An 18,084-nucleotide genomic window follows, 5' to 3' on the forward strand; every position below is an offset into this window, starting at 1 on the left:
ACAGCGCGGCGTCGACCGCCCGCTGGCTTTTCGATGCATTTGCTGTAGGGATAGATTGTCGCGGCGCTCAATGCGGGGGATATCATGGCCGAGCCATCCAATGATGATTTCTTCCATAAGCTTGCAGGTTTCAACCGTTTCGAGGGAGTGACCGACAGCGGCAATTACCGACCTTTGCCGGATGACTGGCTGATCGCGATTGCCGATATCGTCAGTTCGACGAAGGCGATTGCCGCAGGCCACTACAAGTCGGTCAACATGGCAGGCGCCAGCGTGATTTCCGCCGTGCTCAATGCTTTGGACAGAGGCGACTATCCCTTTGCCTTCGGCGGAGATGGCGCCTTGGTGGCCGTCCCGCCTTCCGGCGAGGAGCGGGCGCGGCGAGCCCTTGCGGCGGTACGGGGCTGGGTGATGGCGGAATTGCAGCTCGAGCTGCGCACGGCTTTGGTGCCGCTGAACGCCATACGCGGCGAGGGGCTCGACGTGCGGGTCGCGCGCTTCAACCCGAGCGACCATGTTTCCTACGCCATGTTTTCCGGCGGCGGGACGAGCTGGGCGGAACGGCAGATGAAGGCGGGCCGCTTCATCGTCGAACCTCTTTCGGCAACGGTGGAACCTGATCTGACGGGCCTTTCCTGTCGATGGAATCCGATCGAGGCGCAGAATGGCGAGATCGTCTCGATCATCGCCATTCCCGGCGACGAAGGAAACGGTCCGAAGTTTCAGCAATTGGTCGCGGATATTATCGCCATTTCTGCAGAGCAGAGCCGCGACAGCCACCCCGTGCCGGAGGAGGGCCCGACACCGGCTCTGATATTCGAAGGCGTCGAGATGGAGGCGCGCGCCCTGGCGTCCCCAGCCAATCGCTGGTGGCGCAAGCTTGCAATCGACGCCCAGATCGCCCTTGTGTGGCTTCTCGACAGGTTCGGCGTCAGGACCGCAACTTTCGATGCCAAGATCTACCGGCGCGATCTCGCGGCGAATTCCGATTTCCGAAAGTTCGACGATGGTCTGAAAATGACGATTGATGTGGACGTCTCGCATCTGGAGCGCATCGAGGCGCGTCTGCGCCAGGCCGAGGCGGACGGCGTCTCTCGCTTTGGCCTGCATCGTCAGGACAGCGCACTGATGACCTGTTTCGTGCCGACCCCACTTATGCGCGATCATATGCATTTCATCGACGGGGCGAGCGGCGGCTATGCGATGGCGGCCCTGGCATTGCGGCAAAAGCGGCCGCCTGCGCTTGCCGCGGGCACGTGATAATAGACGCAATGTGCAGCTGGCTATTGGTTGCAGCCGCGATTTTTATCGCCCCATTTTGTTTTTGACCATTGTTTCAGCTGCATATGCGCCTTATCTGAAAGAGAACAAAACGAGAGCCGCCGATCGGGGTGGCTGTTTTTACTGCATTTCACGAGCGGGGGCGTGAGGAAGTGCAGTTGAGTTTTTTGGTGTCCGCACGATCCAAGGGTAGCAGGGAAACGTGTCGGTGCCGTTGCGTGATTGTTTCATCCAGCCTTGATCGGCAGGCGACAAATCCAGGGCATGGCGGCCGGTGTTTACGGTGCTCCATGATCGGGCCGAGACATCAGGCGTTGCAAGATAGGCCGCGGGAATAATGACTATTCATTCGAGTGTTTCCGATATTCTTCTTGATAAGGTAGCGGAGTGGCTGACGCAGGCTGCTTTGACGGGCGAAAACCTTGAGACCATCGTTCGAGGTTTCTGCGAGCGCATGGCAGCAACGGGTATGCCGCTCAATCGCGTACATCTGACCTTCTCTATGCTCCATCCGCTCTATGACGCGCTCGGATTTACCTGGCGGCGCGCCGGCGGCCTGACGATTGAGGGCTATCGGCATGTCAACGAGAAGCCGGAACGTTTCATGGAGAGCCCCTATTATTATCTTCTCTCCAACAATCTTCAGCACCTGCGTCGCCGGATCGAGGCCGACGGGACCGTCGAGTTTCCGATTTTCGAGGATCTACGCAGGGAGAAGGTGACAGACTACATGGCCTTCGTGCAGACCTTCGGCGCCGGTTCGGTGCAGGGCATGATGGGCTCCTGGTCGACCGACGGCATCGGCGGCTTCAGTGAGGACATGATCGGCGCGTTGATGCGCATGCAGAACCATCTGGCGATGGCCGCGAAGATGGCGGTACTCGGCAGGCTCGCCAACAATATGCTGACCACCTATCTCGGCGGTGATGCCGGAAAGCGCGTGCTGAATGGTCAGATCCGCCGCGGCGACGGCGAGACGATCCGGGCGGCGCTCGTCATGGGCGACATGCGGCAATCCACCGTCTATGCCGAGAAGGAAGGGCGTCAGGCCTATATCGATACGCTGAACGAGTTTTTTGACGCGATTGCAGCGCCGTTCAATCGTAACGGCGGCGAGATCATGAGCTTTCTCGGGGATGGGTTTCTTGCCGTCTATCCATGCGGTCGGCACAAGGACCCGTCCAAGGTGGCTTGCGAGGCTGCGCTTTCGGCTGTCTTCGAGGCGCAGCGCCGAATGAGAGCGTTGAACGTCGATCGCCAGTCGCGCAATCTGAGCGAAGTGCGCTATGGGATCGGCCTCCATGTCGGCAACGTTATGTTCGGCAACGTCGGATTGAAGGATCGATTGACGTTTTCGGCCTTCGGCGCGGCGGTCAACGAGGTCGAACGGCTGCAATCCTTGACCAAGAAGTATTCGACCGAGGTCGTCGCGAGTCAGGCCTTCTCCAGCTACACCGATTGCGAATGGGGAAAACTTGGGGAAGAAAAGCTGCGCGGCGTGCGGCAGCGCTTCACCGTCGTTTCCCCGAAAGCCGCGGCAGCGGCGAATGGCGCGCTGGAGATCTTCCAGGAAGAGGCGGCTGACAGCCTGTCCGAGGCCGAACAAGTCATTCTCCTGCACAGGGATGCCAAGAAGTTCGAGGGCCGTCTTCAAGTCGAAAACGTCACTCCGCAACCGTAGACACCCTACGCTTCAGCATAAGCCGATATATCACTGGAAAGACGACAGTTTTTTTACAGTGGCGGCATTGCTTTGACCAGCTAGACACCCGTTATAGCCTACGTTAGTGTGCCTTGTAAGGCCACAAAGGTCATGTGAGCGGGAAGTAATATGTATGGCGTCAGGGACTGATCTACTGCGTATCGAGAACCTCGACGTCTCGTTCTCGCTTTACGGGGACAGCCTGCGCGTGGTCAAGAATGCCGGCTTGAGAGTGCTTCCCGGCAAGGTGACAGCCCTTGTCGGCGAATCGGGCTCCGGCAAGTCGATCATCAGCCAGTCGATCATGGGTATTTTGCCGCCGGCGGCGAAGGCGACCGGTCGAATTCTTTTCACCGATCCGCTCGACGGCCAGACGACCGATATTCTGCAGCTGCCGCGTGACGGTGCCGCAATTCGCAGGCTGCGCGGCGCGCGCATGGCGAAGATCTTCCAGGAGCCGATGACCTCGCTGTCGCCGTTACACACGGTCGGCGACCAGATCAGCGAGGCGCTCCGCATTCACAGCCTTGGGATGAGCAGAGCCGAGTTGCGCGAGAAGACCGAGGAGATGCTGAACCTCGTCGGCTTCCAGGACCCGGTTCACACCTTCGACATGTATCCTTTCGAACTCTCCGGGGGCATGCGTCAGCGCGCGATGATCGCCATGGCGCTGATCTGCAACCCGGCACTGCTGATCGCAGACGAGCCGACGACGGCGCTTGATGTCACTATCCAGGCCCAGATTCTTGGCCTGCTGCGCAATCTCCAGCAGACATTCAATATGGCGATGCTGCTGATCACCCACGACCTCGGCGTCGTCGCGAACATGGCCGACGAGGTCGTGGTCATCTATCACGGCGAGATCATGGAAGCGGGGCCGGTCGAAACGATCTTCCGTCAGCCGCAGCATCGCTATCTGAAGGCGCTGATGTCGGCGGTGCCGCATTTCGACATGAAGCCGGGAGAGCGGTTGAAATCCTTGCGGGACGTTCCCGTCAATCTCGGCACCTTCTCCGGCAAGACGAAGCTGATCGGTAACCGCGCGGCGGCTGCGGCAGGGACAGCGCCGGATGTCCTGCTCAGCGTGCGCAACCTGACCAAGACCTACACGTCGAAGGCCGGAGGGCTATTCGGAAGGCGGGATGGCACGAAATTCCGCGCGGTCGACGATGTCAGCTTCGATATCCGCCGCGGCGAGTGTCTTGGCCTGGTCGGCGAAAGCGGCTGCGGCAAGACGACGGTGAGCAAGATCCTGATGCGCGCCGTCACGGCCGACAGCGGGTCTGTCAGCTTCGATGATGGCAGCGGCAAGATCGATGTGCTCGCCGTCAAGCGCGATGAATTGATGGATCTGCGCACGAAGATCCAGATGGTCTTCCAGGACCCGGTCTCTTCGCTTTCGCCGCGCATGACCATTCGCAACATCCTCAGCGAGCCCCTGGAAATCCATGGGCATGGGGACAGCGCTGAACGCAAGGAAAAGGTCAAGGCGCTGATGCAGGCGATCGGCCTCGACAAGCATTTTCTCAGCCGCTATCCGCACAGCTTCTCCGGCGGCCAGCGCCAGCGCATCGGCATCGCCCGCGCTTTGGCGCTGGGGCCGAAGCTTCTGATCCTCGATGAACCCGTCTCGGCGCTCGACGTGTCGGTGCAGGCGCAGATCCTGAACCTCCTCAAAGACCTGCAGAAAGAGCTCGGTCTGACCTATCTGTTCATTTCGCACAATCTCGCCGTGGTCGATTACATGGCCGACCGGATTGCGGTGATGGCGCGGGGGCGCATCGTCGAAATCGCGCCGCGCGAGATCATCCTGCGCGATCCCGTTCATCCCTACACACGCTCGTTGCTTGCGGCAGTGCCGTTCCCCGATCTCGACCGGCCGCTGGATTTCTCCGTCCTCAACAATGAAGGTCCCGCAGCCAAGCAGAAATGGGGGCCGCAATTCTCCGAGGGAGCGGATGGAGATCTGGCCTATGCCGATCTGGGCGGGGGACATTTCGTACGTGCCCGTCGCGGTCTCGGTGTCCAGGAGCTGCGCAAATGATCAATCGCCGCGCCTTTCTAGGCCTGCTGGCCTCTACCGTTTTGCCCCAGCCGGTTCTTGCGGCCGACGTCGATAATGAACCGGAATATCTTGCCGATTGGCTGAGGGCCGGCCAGTTGCCGCATCTCGCCAGGCGCTTGCCGAAATTTCCGCGTATCGTCAACGTCGCGGCCATGGGGCGCACGCCGGGGCATTATGGCGGCTCCGTGCGCACCATCATTGGCAGCCAGAACGATATCCGCTTCATGACGATCTATGGTTATGCCCGTCTCGTCGGTTATGACCGCACGCTGTCGCTGCAGGCGGATATTCTGGAATCCTTCACCTCCGTCAACGACATGGTCTTCACCTTCAAACTGCGTGCCGGACACAAGTGGTCGGACGGGCAACCTTTCACGGCCTATGATTTCCGCTATTGGTGGGAAGACGTCATTCTCAACAAGGAGCTGACGCCGGGCGGGGGCGCTCTGGAGCTGCGCCCACATGGCAGCCTGCCGCGCTTCGAGCTGCTCGACGAACTGACGGTGCGTTATTCCTGGGATGATCCAAATCCCAATTTTCTGCCGATTCTCGCCGCGCCGCAGCCGCTCGTCATCGCCGGGCCGGCGCACTACCTGAAGCAGTTCCATAAGAAGTATCAGGACAGCATTCGCCTTTCTTCGCTGATGAAGGAAAGCCGAGTGAAGAAATGGCAGGATCTTCACATCAAGATGGCCCGCTCCTACAGGCCGGAAAACCCCAATCTGCCTGTCCTCGATCCCTGGAAGAACACGACCGCGCCGCCGGCCGAGCAATTCGTCTTCGAGCGTAACCCTTATTTTCATCGTGTGGACGAGAACGGCAGGCAACTGCCCTATATCGATCGCATGATCCTGAATATCAGCTCTTCTTCGATCATTGCCGCCAAGACCGGCGCGGGTGAGAGCGACCTGCAGGCAACCGGCATAGATTTCAACGACTATACCTTCTTGAAGGAGGCGGAGAAGCGCTATCCGATCAAGGTCGATCTATGGAAGATGGCGCGCGGTTCCCGCGTTGCGCTTTTTCCGAATCTGAATAGCGCCGATGCCGTCTGGAGGGATGTCCTGCGCGACGTGAGGGTACGCAGAGCGTTGTCGCTGGCGATCGACCGTCACGAAGTCAACATGGCCGTCTTTTACGGTCTGGGAACGGAAAGCGCCGATACGGTCCTGCCTGACAGCCCGCTCTTCAAGCCGGAATATGCCTCCGCCTGGGTCGCCCATGATCCGGATCAGGCCAACGCTCTCCTCGACGCCGCCGGCCTTGCCAAGCGCGATGAGGACGGTATCCGCTTTTTGCCGGATGGACGGCGGATGGAGATCACGGTCGAGACTCCCGGCGAAAGCACGCTGGATTCCGATGTTCTGGAACTGGTCACCGATCACTGGCGCAAAGTCGGCATCGCTCTTTTCACCCGGGTGTCGCAGCGCGACATCTTCCGCAGCCGCGCCATGGGCGGCCGTATCTTGATGTCGCTCTGGTACGGGCTCGACAACGGCGTGCCGACGGCGGACATGAACCCGGCCGAGTTGGCCCCGACCCAGGACGACCAGATGCAATGGCCGCTCTGGGGCATGTATTACCTCTCGCGCGAGACGCAGGGCGTCGCGCCAGATGTTCCGGAGGCGGCCAAACTCGTCAAGCTGCTTCGCGAATGGGGAACCGCCGCCTCCTCGTTCGAACGCGCCGAGATCTGGCACGAGATGCTGTCGATCTATACGGATCAGGTCTTTTCCATCGGCCTCATCAATGCCACGCTGCAGCCGATCGTCCATTCGGCGCGGATGCAGAACGTGCCGGAAAAGGCGCTCTACGGCTTCGATCCGACCTGCTATCTCGGCATCTACATGCCGGATACCTTCTGGATGAAGGAGGATCGCCGCAATGCTTAGATATATCCTCTGGCGCATTGCCGTGATGATCCCGACCCTGATCGTCATTTCGATGCTGGTCTTCACCATCATCCAGCTTCCGCCCGGCGACTTCTTCGAAAGCCAGATTGCCGAGTTGCGCGCCCAGGGCGAGACGGCGAACCTGCAGGAGATCGAGAATCTACGCCATGAATACGGGCTCGATCAACCGATGCCGATCCAGTATGTCCACTGGGTCGCGGGGATGCTGCACGGCGATTTCGGCTATTCCTTCGAATATCAGCTACCGGTTTCCGACGTCGTCGGCGACCGCTTGTGGCTGACCATTCTGGTGTCGATGACGACGATCCTGGTGACGTGGCTGATTGCCTTCCCGATCGGCATCTATTCGGCGACCCATCAATACAGCTGGGGCGACTACGGGCTGACCTTCCTCGGCTTGCTCGGTATCGCCATTCCGAACTTCATGCTGGCGCTGATTCTGATGTATTTCGCCAATGTCTGGTTCGGCGTGTCGATCGGCCACCTGATGGATCAGAAATATCTTTCGCAGCCGATGAGCTGGGAAAAGGCGCGCTCCATCCTTTCGCATCTCTGGATTCCCGTCATCATCGTCGGCACGGCCGGCACGGCGGGGATGATCCGCCGTCTTCGCGCCAACCTGCTCGACGAGATGCAGAAGCAATATGTCATCACTGCGCGCGCCAAGGGGCTGCATCCCCTGAAGGCCCTGGTGAAGTATCCGCTGCGCATGGCGCTGAATTTCTTCGTTGCGGATATCGGGTCCATCCTGCCATCGATCATTTCCGGCGCTGAAATCACCGCGATCGTGCTGTCGTTGGAGACGACCGGCCCGATGCTGATACGGGCCCTGCAAAGCCAGGACATGTATCTTGCCGGCTCGTTTCTGATGTTCCTCGCCTTCCTCAACGTCATCGGCGTGTTGATCTCGGATATCGCGCTCGGCTTTCTCGATCCCCGCATCCGCTTGCAAGGCAGGAGTACAAAGTGAGCGTATCCCTGCCCAAACCAGGCGCCCCCCTGGAGCATTACGTATCGAGTGCGGATTTCGATCCGGATCAGTTCGAAACCATGTCGGCCGGCCAACAGCGCTACTACATGGCTTCGCAAAAGAAGCTGATGTGGTGGAAGTTCAGGAGGCACAGGCTCGCGCTCGCCTCCGGAATCTTCCTGCTGCTGGCCTACGGCATGATCGTGATTGCGGAATTCCTCGCGCCCTACGGGCTTCATACCCGCAATGTCGACTACATCCATTCGCCGCCGCAGATGGTGCATTTTTTCGATAAGGGCAATTTTGTCGGGCCATTCGTCTATGGCCGCAAGATGACGCTCGATATCGACACGCTGCGCCGGATTTATACCGAAAATCCCTCAGACGTGCAGCCGATCCGCTTTTTCTGTCGTGGTGACGCCTATCGCTTCTGGGGCCTGGTGGATTCGAACGTCCATCTGGTCTGCCCGGCGGTCGGAGGGCAAATGTATCTGCTTGGAACCGACCGTCTGGGCCGGGATGTGCTGTCGCGCATCATCTACGGCGCGCGCATATCCCTGACGATCGGGCTGATCGGCATTGCGATCAGTTTCGTGCTCGGCATCGTCATCGGCGGCCTGGCCGGTTATCACGGCGGCCTCTTCGATCTGCTCGTGCAGCGGGTCATCGAAGTGCTACAATCGCTACCGAGCCTGCCATTGTGGATGGCGCTGGCGGCGATCATGCCGGTGAGCTGGAGTCCGATCATCGTCTATTTCGGCATCACCATCATTCTCGGCATTCTCGATTGGACCGGCCTTGCCCGCGCCGTGCGCTCAAAGCTGCTATCCCTGCGAGAGGAGGATTATGTACTCGCTGCGCAGTTGATGGGCGCTCCCACCCGACGCATCATCGGCCGGCATCTCGTGCCCGGCTTCATGTCGCATCTGATTGCCACCGCGACCATCTCGGTTCCGAGCATGATTTTGGGTGAAACCGCGCTCAGTTTTCTCGGATTGGGGCTTCGCCCGCCCATCACGAGTTGGGGTATTTTGTTGACCGAGGCGAGGAGCGTCAGCGTTATCGCCTTCTATCCATGGCTCCTTTTTCCCATGATCCCGGTGATTTTGGTCATTCTGGCGTTCAACTTTTTAGGAGACGGCTTGCGCGATGCCGCCGATCCCTACAAATAGCAGGGTGAATGGCGAAGATAGGATTGCAATTCGAGAAGCGGCCGCGGCTGTCGTTTGCCGACACACCGCGTATAACTTTCACCCCCAGAGGTTTTGCCTATGAAGCGGCGCTTAGAAGATGCTCGAATCCTCATGTATAGCCACGATACGTTCGGTCTCGGCCATCTCAGGCGATGCCGGACGATCGCGCACGCGCTTGTAGAGGACTATCGCGGGCTCAACGTGCTGATTATCTCCGGCGCAACGATTGCCGGGGCATTCGATTATCGTGCCCGCGTGGATTTCGTAAAGGTGCCGAGCGTCATCAAGCTGCGCGACGGCGAGTACACATCGATGGCAAGCCATGTCGCGCTTCAGGAGACGCTGAAGATGCGGCAGTCGATCATTCGCCACACGGCCGAAACATTCCAGCCCGATGTCTTTATCGTCGACAAGGAGCCGATGGGCTTGAAGGGTGAGGTCGAGGAGACGCTGACCTATCTCAAGGCGCGCGGCACGACGCTTGTTCTCGGCATGCGCGACGTCATGGACGCGCCACACCTGCTGGAAGCGGAATGGAAAAAGAATAACGTGCTGCAGAAGATCGATCAGTTCTACGATCGCGTCTGGGTCTATGGTCCGCCGGATTTCCATGATCCGCTCGTCGGTCTCGATGTTCCCGCGGGCGTGCGCCGGAAGATGGAGTTCGTGGGCTTCCTGCAGCGCAGCGTTTCCACTTTGGGCACGAAGTCCGAACATGTGCCCGACGAGGATTATATTCTGGTGACGACGGGCGGCGGCGGCGATGGCGCCGATCTCGTCAGCGACGTCATCGGCGCTTTCGAGGAGGACAGCTCTCTTACGCAGAAGACGCTGATCGTGCTCGGTCCCTACATGCCGGCCAAGGAGCGCAGCCAATTACTGGAGCGCGCTAGCAAGATCGACTGTTTGCAGGTCATCGAATTCGATAACAAGATGGAAGAGCTGATTGCCGGCGCCAAAGCCGTCGTCGCGATGGGTGGCTACAATACCTATTGCGAGATCCTGTCCTTCGACAAGCCGGCGCTGATCATTCCGCGCACGCGCCCGCGCGAGGAGCAGCTCATCCGTGCGCAGCGGGCAAGCGAGCTCGGTCTCGTCGATATGCTGCTGCCAGAAGAATCGGCCGATCCGAAGCAACTGGCCGCCGCGTTGAAGCGCCTGCCGAACCGGGCGCCCCCTTCGGCGAGCAACAGCAACATGCGCCTGGAAGGACTGGTGCATATCTCGCGCACCGTCGGCGAATGGTTCGATGACCGAGAGCGCTATACGCCGCTGTCGATCGTTGCCGAGTAGATCACCGGAACCTGTTGATGCGCAAGAAAATATTGGTGGTCTTGAAAGGCTATCCTCGCCTGTCGGAAACCTTCATCGCACAGGAGCTGCTCGGCCTTGAGAAGGCGGGCTTCGATCTGACGCTGATTTCGATGCGCAAGCCCACCGACAAGAAGCGCCATCCCGTCCACGACGAGATCAAGGCGCGTGTCGTCTACCTGCCGGAATATCTGCACAACGAGCCGAGGCGGGTGCTGCGAGCCTTCCTTGCGGGCATCGGCAAGCCTGGTTTCAAGCCGTTGCTCAAGCAATTCTGGGCTGACCTGAAGCGGGATATCACGCCGAACCGCGTGCGCCGCTTCGGCCAGGCACTGGTCTTGGCACATGAATGGCCCGACGGCGGCGAGTGGTTGCACGCGCATTTCATCCACACGCCGGCTTCGGTGACGGCCTACGCCAGCATCATGACCGGCATTCCATGGACCTGCTCGGCCCATGCCAAGGACATATGGACTTCGCCCGACTGGGAGCTTTCCGAAAAGCTCGGCCGCGCCCGCTGGACCGTGACCTGCACGCGCACCGGCTTTGAGCATATGCGTGACCTGATCAAGGCGGATGACAAGGTATATCTGAGCTATCACGGGCTGGATCTAGATCGCTTCGCTCCCTTTGCCGGCGAGCACTCCGGTCGTGATGGGGCGGACCGTACCGATCCCGCCTTCATTCTGAGCGTCGGCCGCGCGGTGGAAAAGAAGGGATATGATGTGCTTTTGAAGGCGCTGGCGCTGCTGCCCGGCGATCTCCATTGGCGCTTTACCCATATCGGCGGCGGCGACGGTCTTACGAAGTTGAAGGCGCTGGCCGATACGCTCGGCATTGCCGATCGCATCACTTGGAAGGGGGCGCTGGCCCAGGAGGATGTGCTCACCCATTATCGCCAGGCCGATATTTTCGCGCTTGCCTGCAGGGTCGCGGCCGATGGCGATCGCGACGGATTGCCCAATGTGCTCGTGGAAGCGTCGAGCCAGCGGCTCGTCTGCGTTTCCACCAATGTTTCCGGGGTGCCGGAATTGCTCGACGACGGTGAGAACGGCCTGGTAGTACCTCCGGAAGACCCACAGGCGCTTGCCGCCGGGCTGGAATCTGCCATTCGCAACCCGGCATTGCGCCACAGGCTCGGGGCGGCGGCCGAAAAGCGGGTGCGCGACCATTTCGACTATCACGCCAGCATCCGGCAATTGACCGGCTTGTTCGAGGAGCAATGGCAGAAAGAAGACCAATGGCGGAAATCCGCATGATGGCCTCGCATGTCCCTCCCTTGCGCGTTTTCTTCTACGTTCAACATCTGCTCGGCATCGGCCATCTGGCGCGTGCAAGCCGCGTTGCCAGTGCGCTGGCGAAGGACGGCTGCCAGGTGACGGTCGTGACCGGCGGCGTGCCGGTCAACGGGTTTCCGGGGACGGATGTTACCTCCGTCACATTGCCGGCCGTGGTTGCCAGCAGTGCCGGCTTTTCCGGTCTTGCCGACCAGTACGGCAACCCGGTCGGCGAAGAATTTCTGTCACGCAGGCGCGATCTGCTGCTGGAGGCATTCCGGCAGGCGGCGCCTGACGTCGTCATTATCGAGGCATTTCCCTTCGGCCGCAGGCAGATGCGTTTCGAGCTGCTGCCGTTGCTCGATGCCATCTCCAACAGCGATCCGAAGCCGCGGCTCTATACTTCGGTGCGTGATATTCTGCAGCAACAGAAAAAGCCGGGGCGCGACGAAGAGACAGTCAGGCTTCTTCGCGATCACTTCGACGGCGTGCTCGTCCATGGCGACCCGCATTTTGTCCGGCTGGAAGAAACCTTCCCCCTGACGGAGGCGATCGCCGACAAGATCGTCTATACGGGTCTCGTCGCACCCGCTTTGCCGCCGGAGCCGATCGAAACCTTCGACATCGTCGTTTCGGCCGGCGGTGGTGCTGTCGGCCGTGACCTTATCCGCGCCTCGCTGGAGGCGGCGAGCCGTGTGGCCACCGATCGGCGCTGGCTGTTGATCGCTGGGCCGAATTTGCCCGAAAAGGATTACGTCGATCTCGCCGAGGACGCGCCCGGCAATGTCGAACTCGTTCGTTTCCGCAAGGATTTCCCCTCGCTTCTGCGCGGCGCCGAGCTGTCGATTTCGCAGGCAGGCTACAACACGGTCGGCGATCTCCTTGTTGCGGGCTGCCGCGCCATTCTGGTTCCGTTCACCGCGGGCGGCGAGACGGAACAATCCGTGAGAGCCGAGCGGTTGGAGCGATTGGGGCTGGCATTGGCCTTGCCGGAGGCGGGGTTGACTACAGATTTGCTTGTCGAGGCCGTGAGGACAGCGCTTTCGAGACCCAGACCGGGCACCCCGGATGTCGATCTCGGCGGGGCCGCCAGGACATCGGCCATTCTGCGCGGGATCGAATAGGAGGCAGCGGCGGGCGTTGATGACGTCCTGTCGTTTTATCTTCCTGGATTCCCGCAATCTTGTGATATAAATCGAGAAATCGATGAATCGGGAGGAGCGTGGACGAAAGACCGGGCGGAGTCCCCTTTCACATATGGGGCCACGTATCCGCAACGAAACCTTCCCGCATCTCTGCAACATCGGTGCCGGCATCGCGCCGGCGCTGGGCGTTGAATTTGAAAGCCTGCAGTAAGCAATGGAAAAAAGCCTAGCGCGCTACATTTGGTCGAATACCCGGCTGGAGCAGATCTGGATACTGCTTGTCGTGGCGGCTTCGATGATTCCCTATTTCCTGTCCTTCGACCTGCCGAAGCAGATCGTCAACGGCCCGATCCAGGGCAAGGGTTTCGAACATCCGGGCGATACGCAGACTTTCATGCACATCGCCTTCGACTTGCCGCTGATCGGCCATGTCGTGGTCTTTCAGGGCATGCAGCTGACGCGCATGTGGATGCTCGTGGCACTGAGCTTGGTGTTCCTGGCGCTTGTCGTGCTCAACGGTCTCTTCAAGCTCTATATCAATACTTACAAGGGGCGTCTCGGCGAGCGTATGCTTCGCCGCATCCGCTTCGAGCTGATCGATCGTGTCTTGCGGTTTCCGCCGGCGCATTTCAAGCGGGTGAAGCCCGCGGAAATCGCCACCATGATCAAGGACGAGGTGGAGCCGATGGGCGGCTTTACGGGCGATGCCTTCGTGCAGCCCGCCCTTCTCGGCGGTCAGGCGGTGACCGCGCTCGTCTTCATCATCATGCAGAATTTCTGGCTGGGCATGATTGCAGCCGCCATCGTCGCCGTGCAGGCGATCGTCATTCCCCGCATGCGCAAGCGGCTTCTGGAGCTTGGCCGCCAGCGGCAGCTGACGGCGCGCGAATTGTCCGGTCGCGTCGGCGAGATCGTCGACGGCATCGGCACTATCCATGCCAACGACACGACGAACCTGGAACGCGCCGATATCGCGCACCGCCTCGGGTTGATCTTCTCGATCCGCTACGATCTTTATCAATGGAAGTTCATGGTGAAGTTCATCAATAACTTCCTGGCTCAGGTGACGCCGTTCCTGTTCTATCTGATCGGCGGCTTTCTGGCATTGCAGGGCCGCCTGGACATCGGTCAGCTCGTTGCCGTCATCAATGCCTACAAGGATCTCCCCGGGCCGCTGAAGGAACTGATCGACTGGGATCAGTCGCGCCAGGACGTTCAGGTCAAGTACAATCAGGTGGTCGAGCAGTTCAGCGTCGATAACCTGATCGATCCGAAGATACAGGTCGTTTCACACGCGCCGGCCGGCCGCATCACCCATTCCCTCGTTGCAACCAATCTGACCGTCGTCGATGACAGCGGCGCGCGCGTGCTCGATCACGTTTCGGTTGAGATTCATCCCGGCGAAAGGGTGGCGATCGTCGGCGACAGCGGTGCCGGCGGCGAGTATCTTGCGGAGGCATTCGGACGCCTGACCTGGCCGGATAGCGGTCGCATCTCGATCGATGGCCGCGATCTGCTGGAATTGCCGGAATCGCTGACCGGGCGCCGCATAGCCTATGCGTCGTCCGAGACGTTCTTCTTCCACGGCACCTTGCGCAGCAATCTCCTTTATGGCCTTAAGCATGCGCCGCTCGTTGCTCCCGTCTACAGCGACGATGAGGCAGAAAAGGTCAAGTGGAGTTTCGCCGAGGCGCGGCGCGCAGCCAATCCGGAACTCGATCCCAACAGCGATTGGGTCGATTATGCCGCCGCCGGCGCGACGGGGCCTGAGGATATCTATTCCGCCATCCGGCCGGTGCTCGATGCCGTCGCGATGTCGCAGGATATTTTCGACATGGCATTGCGCTCGAATGTCGATGCCGTCTCTCACGAGGATCTGACGTCGCGCATCGTCGAACTGCGGCAGGCATTGCGGTCGCGGCTGGAGGAGGAGAAGCTCGAGGACCTCGTCGTCCCCTTCCAGTTCGATAGTTACAATCTACAGGCGACGGTCGGTGAAAATCTGCTTTTTGGCACGCTGAAGCGGCCGCAGATGACCAACCGCAAGCTGGCTGCTCATCCCTATTTCCGGCAGGTATTCGCGGAAACCGGCCTGGTATCCGATTTGTACGACATGGGTCTGGAGATTGCCGAAAACGCCGTCGAACTCTTCACCGATCTGCCGCCGGACCATCCTTTCTTCCAGCAACTGACCTTCATGACGGCCGAGGACATTCCGACTTACGAGGCTCTGCTGCAAAAGCTGAACGGCAAGGGCTTTGAGGCGGCGGCCGACGACGAGCGCGCCGCCATCATCCGGCTGAGCTTCTCCTATATCGAACCGCGTCACCGCTTCGGCCTTCTGACGCAGGTGCTGATGGAAAAGATCGTGCAGGCGCGCGCCAAATTCTATGAGAATATTCCGGCCGATCTTGCCAAGGTTATCGAGCGTTACGATCCGGAGCGCTTTACCGCCTCCGCCACCTTGATGGATAACGTGCTGTTCGGTCGTATTGCCCATCAGCAGGCCAATGCCCCGGAAAGCATCCATCAGATCATGTATGATGTATTCGGCCGTCTCGGCATGCATGACAGCGTTTTGTCGATCGGCCTGGATTTCGATGTCGGCTCCGGCGGCAAGCGGCTGACGAATGTGCAGCGCCAGAAACTCAATCTCGGTCGCGCCCTTTTGAAACGTGCCGACTACCTTATCTGCAATCGCCCGCTGCCGGCGCTGGACCATCGCATTCAGGATCAGATTGCACGGGCGATTCTGGGGCAACTCGACAGCGACGGGTATGCGCCGGCGATTATCTGGGTCCTGTCCAATCCCAGTTTTGCCGAATTGTTCGACCGCGTCCTGGTCTTCGATCACGGTAGCCTTGTCGAAAGTGGTTCCACCACCGATCTTTTAGAGAAAAACGGTATGTTCAAAGAACTGTTATCGTAATATTCTATCTCGACAGTGGCGTCTGGGGCCGAACACTGGGGGTACCGAAGCTCATGCTTCTGAAGGATGAAGTTGAAATGTTGAAGCGGGTGCCGATTTTTTCGCGCATCGCACCCGCAAAATTGAAACTCTTGGCGTTCACGTCCGATCGCGTCAGTTACAATGCTGGTCAAACCCTGTTTCATCAGGGCGATCAGGGTGATGCGGCCTATGTTGTTCTTTCAGGAACTGCTGATATTCTAGTCGATAGCCCAGCCGGCGAGATCAAGGTTGCCGAAGTCGACCTGAACTCCATCGTCGGCGAAATCGCCATCCTCTGTGATGTCTCGCGTACCGCTACGGTAAAGGCAACCTCCAGGCTCGAAGCCCTGAAGATCAGCAAGGAACATTTTCTGAAGCTGCTCAGCGATTTTCCGGAAATGGCCGTCGAGATCATGCGCGTGCTGGCGGACCGTCTCAACCATACGACGTCGGAATTGACGGCCGTGCGCAGCCGCCTCAACCAGCCGCACTCGATGTCCACGCATTGATATCGAAAGGTCAGGCGCCCGTGCTTTCGAGCGGCGGGCGCTCCGTTGCGATATGGCGAACTCAATTCCGAAATATGCACGGCCCGAATATGAGCGTCGGTTTCTTGTCCGCGACATTCCGGATCTTTCAGTAACAGCATTTCGGCTGATCGAGGATCTCTATATCGACGGGACCAGGTTGCGCCTGCGCAAGATCACGCGTCGCGACGGCGATACGCAGCATAAGCTCTGCAAGAAATATCCCGGCGAAGGCGATGGTCCTCTCGCAATCGTCAATATCTATCTGACATCACAAGAATACGATCTTCTCTCTACGTTGGCCGGCAAAGGCGTCCGAAAGAAGCGATACGACATGGTTGCATCGGCACTTTGCATCGATGTCTTCGAGGATCATCTTGCCGGACTGGTTCTATGCGAATTTGAGGCGGAGTCTCTCGCCGCGCTTGATACCTTCGTACCGCCGCCGTGGATCGGTCGTGACGTATCGGACGATCCGTTTTTCTCCGGGGGTCATCTTGCTTCCGTCGATGCCGCGCAATTGGCAACAAAACTGTCGTCTCTTCAGTTTCCTGCTCGCTAGCCAGTGTCGAAATCAATCCAATCCTATGCGTAAGGCTTCACCCACCGAGCCATAGGGGTGCCTGACTTCGGCGTCAAAACGCCGGTCTTGGCTCAATAGCAAGGCCGGCGCTCTGATCGTGCTTTCACTATTTTCCGTAGGTCAGGACCGTGAACGTATTCGGGAAGAAAGTGTTGGCATAGAAGGGAGAGACGGCCGTCAGGATCTTCTTGGAGGCATCGGCGCTGCCTTCGGCCGTGATGGCATAGATCGCCTTGGTTTGACGATCCATCGCCATCGTACGAACGCCGGCGCGGGTGCCGAGCGTTTCCAGCGGCTTGTAAGTATCGGCGCCATCGACCTCGAATACGTTGAGATTGGCGCTCACGCCATTTGCAGTGAAGATACGCTTCAGATCGCCGTCGTAGACGATGCTGTCGGTTCCGCCGCCAATCTCAGCGCTGTAAACTATCTTGCCGCTATCCCCATCAAGTACGGTGAAAGAGGGCTTGATGGCGTCGTGCCCGCGGCAGCTGATGTAAACGCGCTCGTCAGCGGCATTGACGGTCACTGCCGTGGGATGGCCGCAGGCCGGGGCGGTGTCATAGGTAGCAACGATCTTTCCGGCTTTGGTGTCGATCTTGTAGACCTTGTCGAGGTCCTGTGCGGCGAGGAAGAAGGCGGACTTGCCGTCGCTGTCGGCACCTTCGACCTTTTTGCTTGGTACTTTCAGACGACCGACTTCCTTGAGGGAAGGGACATCCAGCATGATGAGTTCGGTGCCGTCTTGCCCGGCGCCCATGTTGAGCACCAAACGCTTGCTGACGGGATCATAATGACTGGTGTCGAGGTCCTCGCCAACCTTGATTGGCGCCTGAGCCTCTAGCGTCGAAAGCTTGAAGGGCGTGATGGTGCCGTCTTCGTTGTTGGAAATGCCGAGATCGAATTCGGGGATAAGCACGGCGCCGTCTGAACTATCGGTGGCAGTCTTGTCAATCACCTTGACGACCTTGTCGGCAGCGGGATCGAAGACCTGCAGACCTTCCTTGCGATGACCCAGGAAAACGTGATGCGTGGCTGAATCGACCGAGACATAGTCATAGCCCGAGCCCTTGCCTTCGATCGTTGTGGCATGTTGCTGGTGCCAACCATCGAATGCGAATGCCGGCGTCATCATGATTAATGCAAGCGCAGTCGTAGAAATTGCCA

The 18,084-nt window shown here is 59.4% G+C and carries 13 protein-coding genes; 12 read left to right on the forward strand and 1 reads right to left on the reverse strand.

The features are described 5' to 3' along the window. Positions 1–84: 84 nt before the first annotated feature. The 12 genes from BJ928_RS08945 to BJ928_RS09000 all read left to right on the forward strand — a co-directional run bounded on the left by BJ928_RS08945 (position 85) and on the right by BJ928_RS09000 (position 16,896). The gene (locus BJ928_RS08945; RefSeq protein WP_047631817.1) at positions 85–1,260 is read left to right on the forward strand and encodes a DUF3095 domain-containing protein; all 1,176 of its coding nucleotides are present in this window, start codon (positions 85–87) and stop codon (positions 1,258–1,260) included. A gap of 355 nt (positions 1,261–1,615) precedes the next feature. Next, positions 1,616–2,962, forward strand: a complete 1,347-nt coding sequence (locus BJ928_RS08950) for an adenylate/guanylate cyclase domain-containing protein (protein WP_183079389.1) — start codon at positions 1,616–1,618, stop codon at positions 2,960–2,962. Positions 2,963–3,116: 154 nt separating this feature from the next. Further along, on the forward strand, positions 3,117–5,027 hold the full coding sequence (locus BJ928_RS08955; protein WP_047631815.1) for an ABC transporter ATP-binding protein: 1,911 nt from the start codon (positions 3,117–3,119) through the stop codon (positions 5,025–5,027). Next, positions 5,024–6,940: an ABC transporter substrate-binding protein gene (locus BJ928_RS08960; RefSeq protein WP_047631814.1), complete on the forward strand. Its 1,917-nt coding sequence runs from the start codon at positions 5,024–5,026 to the stop codon at positions 6,938–6,940. Before BJ928_RS08955 ends, BJ928_RS08960 begins: the two co-directional genes overlap by 4 nt. Further along, complete coding sequence (locus BJ928_RS08965; protein ID WP_047631813.1) at positions 6,933–7,931, forward strand: ABC transporter permease; 999 nt, start codon at positions 6,933–6,935, stop codon at positions 7,929–7,931. Before BJ928_RS08960 ends, BJ928_RS08965 begins: the two co-directional genes overlap by 8 nt. Beyond that, positions 7,928–9,103 carry an ABC transporter permease gene (locus BJ928_RS08970; protein WP_047631812.1) on the forward strand — a complete coding sequence of 392 codons (1,176 nt, stop codon included), beginning with the start codon at positions 7,928–7,930 and terminating at the stop codon, positions 9,101–9,103. Before BJ928_RS08965 ends, BJ928_RS08970 begins: the two co-directional genes overlap by 4 nt. A 99-nt stretch (positions 9,104–9,202) precedes the next feature. Next, positions 9,203–10,417 (forward strand): glycosyltransferase family protein, encoded by a 1,215-nt coding sequence (locus tag BJ928_RS08975; RefSeq protein WP_047631811.1) that lies wholly within the window; start codon positions 9,203–9,205, stop codon positions 10,415–10,417. A gap of 11 nt (positions 10,418–10,428) precedes the next feature. Further along, the gene (locus BJ928_RS08980; RefSeq protein WP_183079390.1) at positions 10,429–11,694 is read left to right on the forward strand and encodes a glycosyltransferase family 4 protein; all 1,266 of its coding nucleotides are present in this window, start codon (positions 10,429–10,431) and stop codon (positions 11,692–11,694) included. Next, complete coding sequence (locus BJ928_RS08985) at positions 11,691–12,836, forward strand: glycosyltransferase (protein WP_047631944.1); 1,146 nt, start codon at positions 11,691–11,693, stop codon at positions 12,834–12,836. The genes BJ928_RS08980 and BJ928_RS08985 overlap by 4 nt, the downstream gene beginning before the upstream one ends. A 235-nt stretch (positions 12,837–13,071) precedes the next feature. Then, a complete protein-coding gene (locus BJ928_RS08990; protein ID WP_047631809.1) occupies positions 13,072–15,786 on the forward strand; it encodes an ABC transporter ATP-binding protein in 2,715 nt (904 codons plus the stop codon). A 53-nt stretch (positions 15,787–15,839) separates the two neighbouring features. Continuing rightward, positions 15,840–16,316 (forward strand): Crp/Fnr family transcriptional regulator, encoded by a 477-nt coding sequence (locus BJ928_RS08995; RefSeq protein WP_047631808.1) that lies wholly within the window; start codon positions 15,840–15,842, stop codon positions 16,314–16,316. A 52-nt stretch (positions 16,317–16,368) separates the two neighbouring features. Next, entirely contained in the window at positions 16,369–16,896 is a 528-nt protein-coding gene (locus BJ928_RS09000; RefSeq protein ID WP_052227717.1) for a hypothetical protein, read from the forward strand. 127 nt (positions 16,897–17,023) lie between these two features. Here BJ928_RS09000 and BJ928_RS09005 read toward each other — a convergent pair whose 3' ends face one another. Beyond that, positions 17,024–18,052: a YncE family protein gene (locus BJ928_RS09005; protein ID WP_147413896.1), complete on the reverse strand. Its 1,029-nt coding sequence runs from the start codon at positions 18,050–18,052 to the stop codon at positions 17,024–17,026. Between the last annotated feature and the right edge of the window lie 32 nt (positions 18,053–18,084).

Origin of the sequence: Rhizobium sp. WW_1, assembly GCF_003610155.1 — a bacterium.
GTDB classification, from domain to species: domain Bacteria; phylum Pseudomonadota; class Alphaproteobacteria; order Rhizobiales; family Rhizobiaceae; genus Rhizobium; species Rhizobium tropici_A.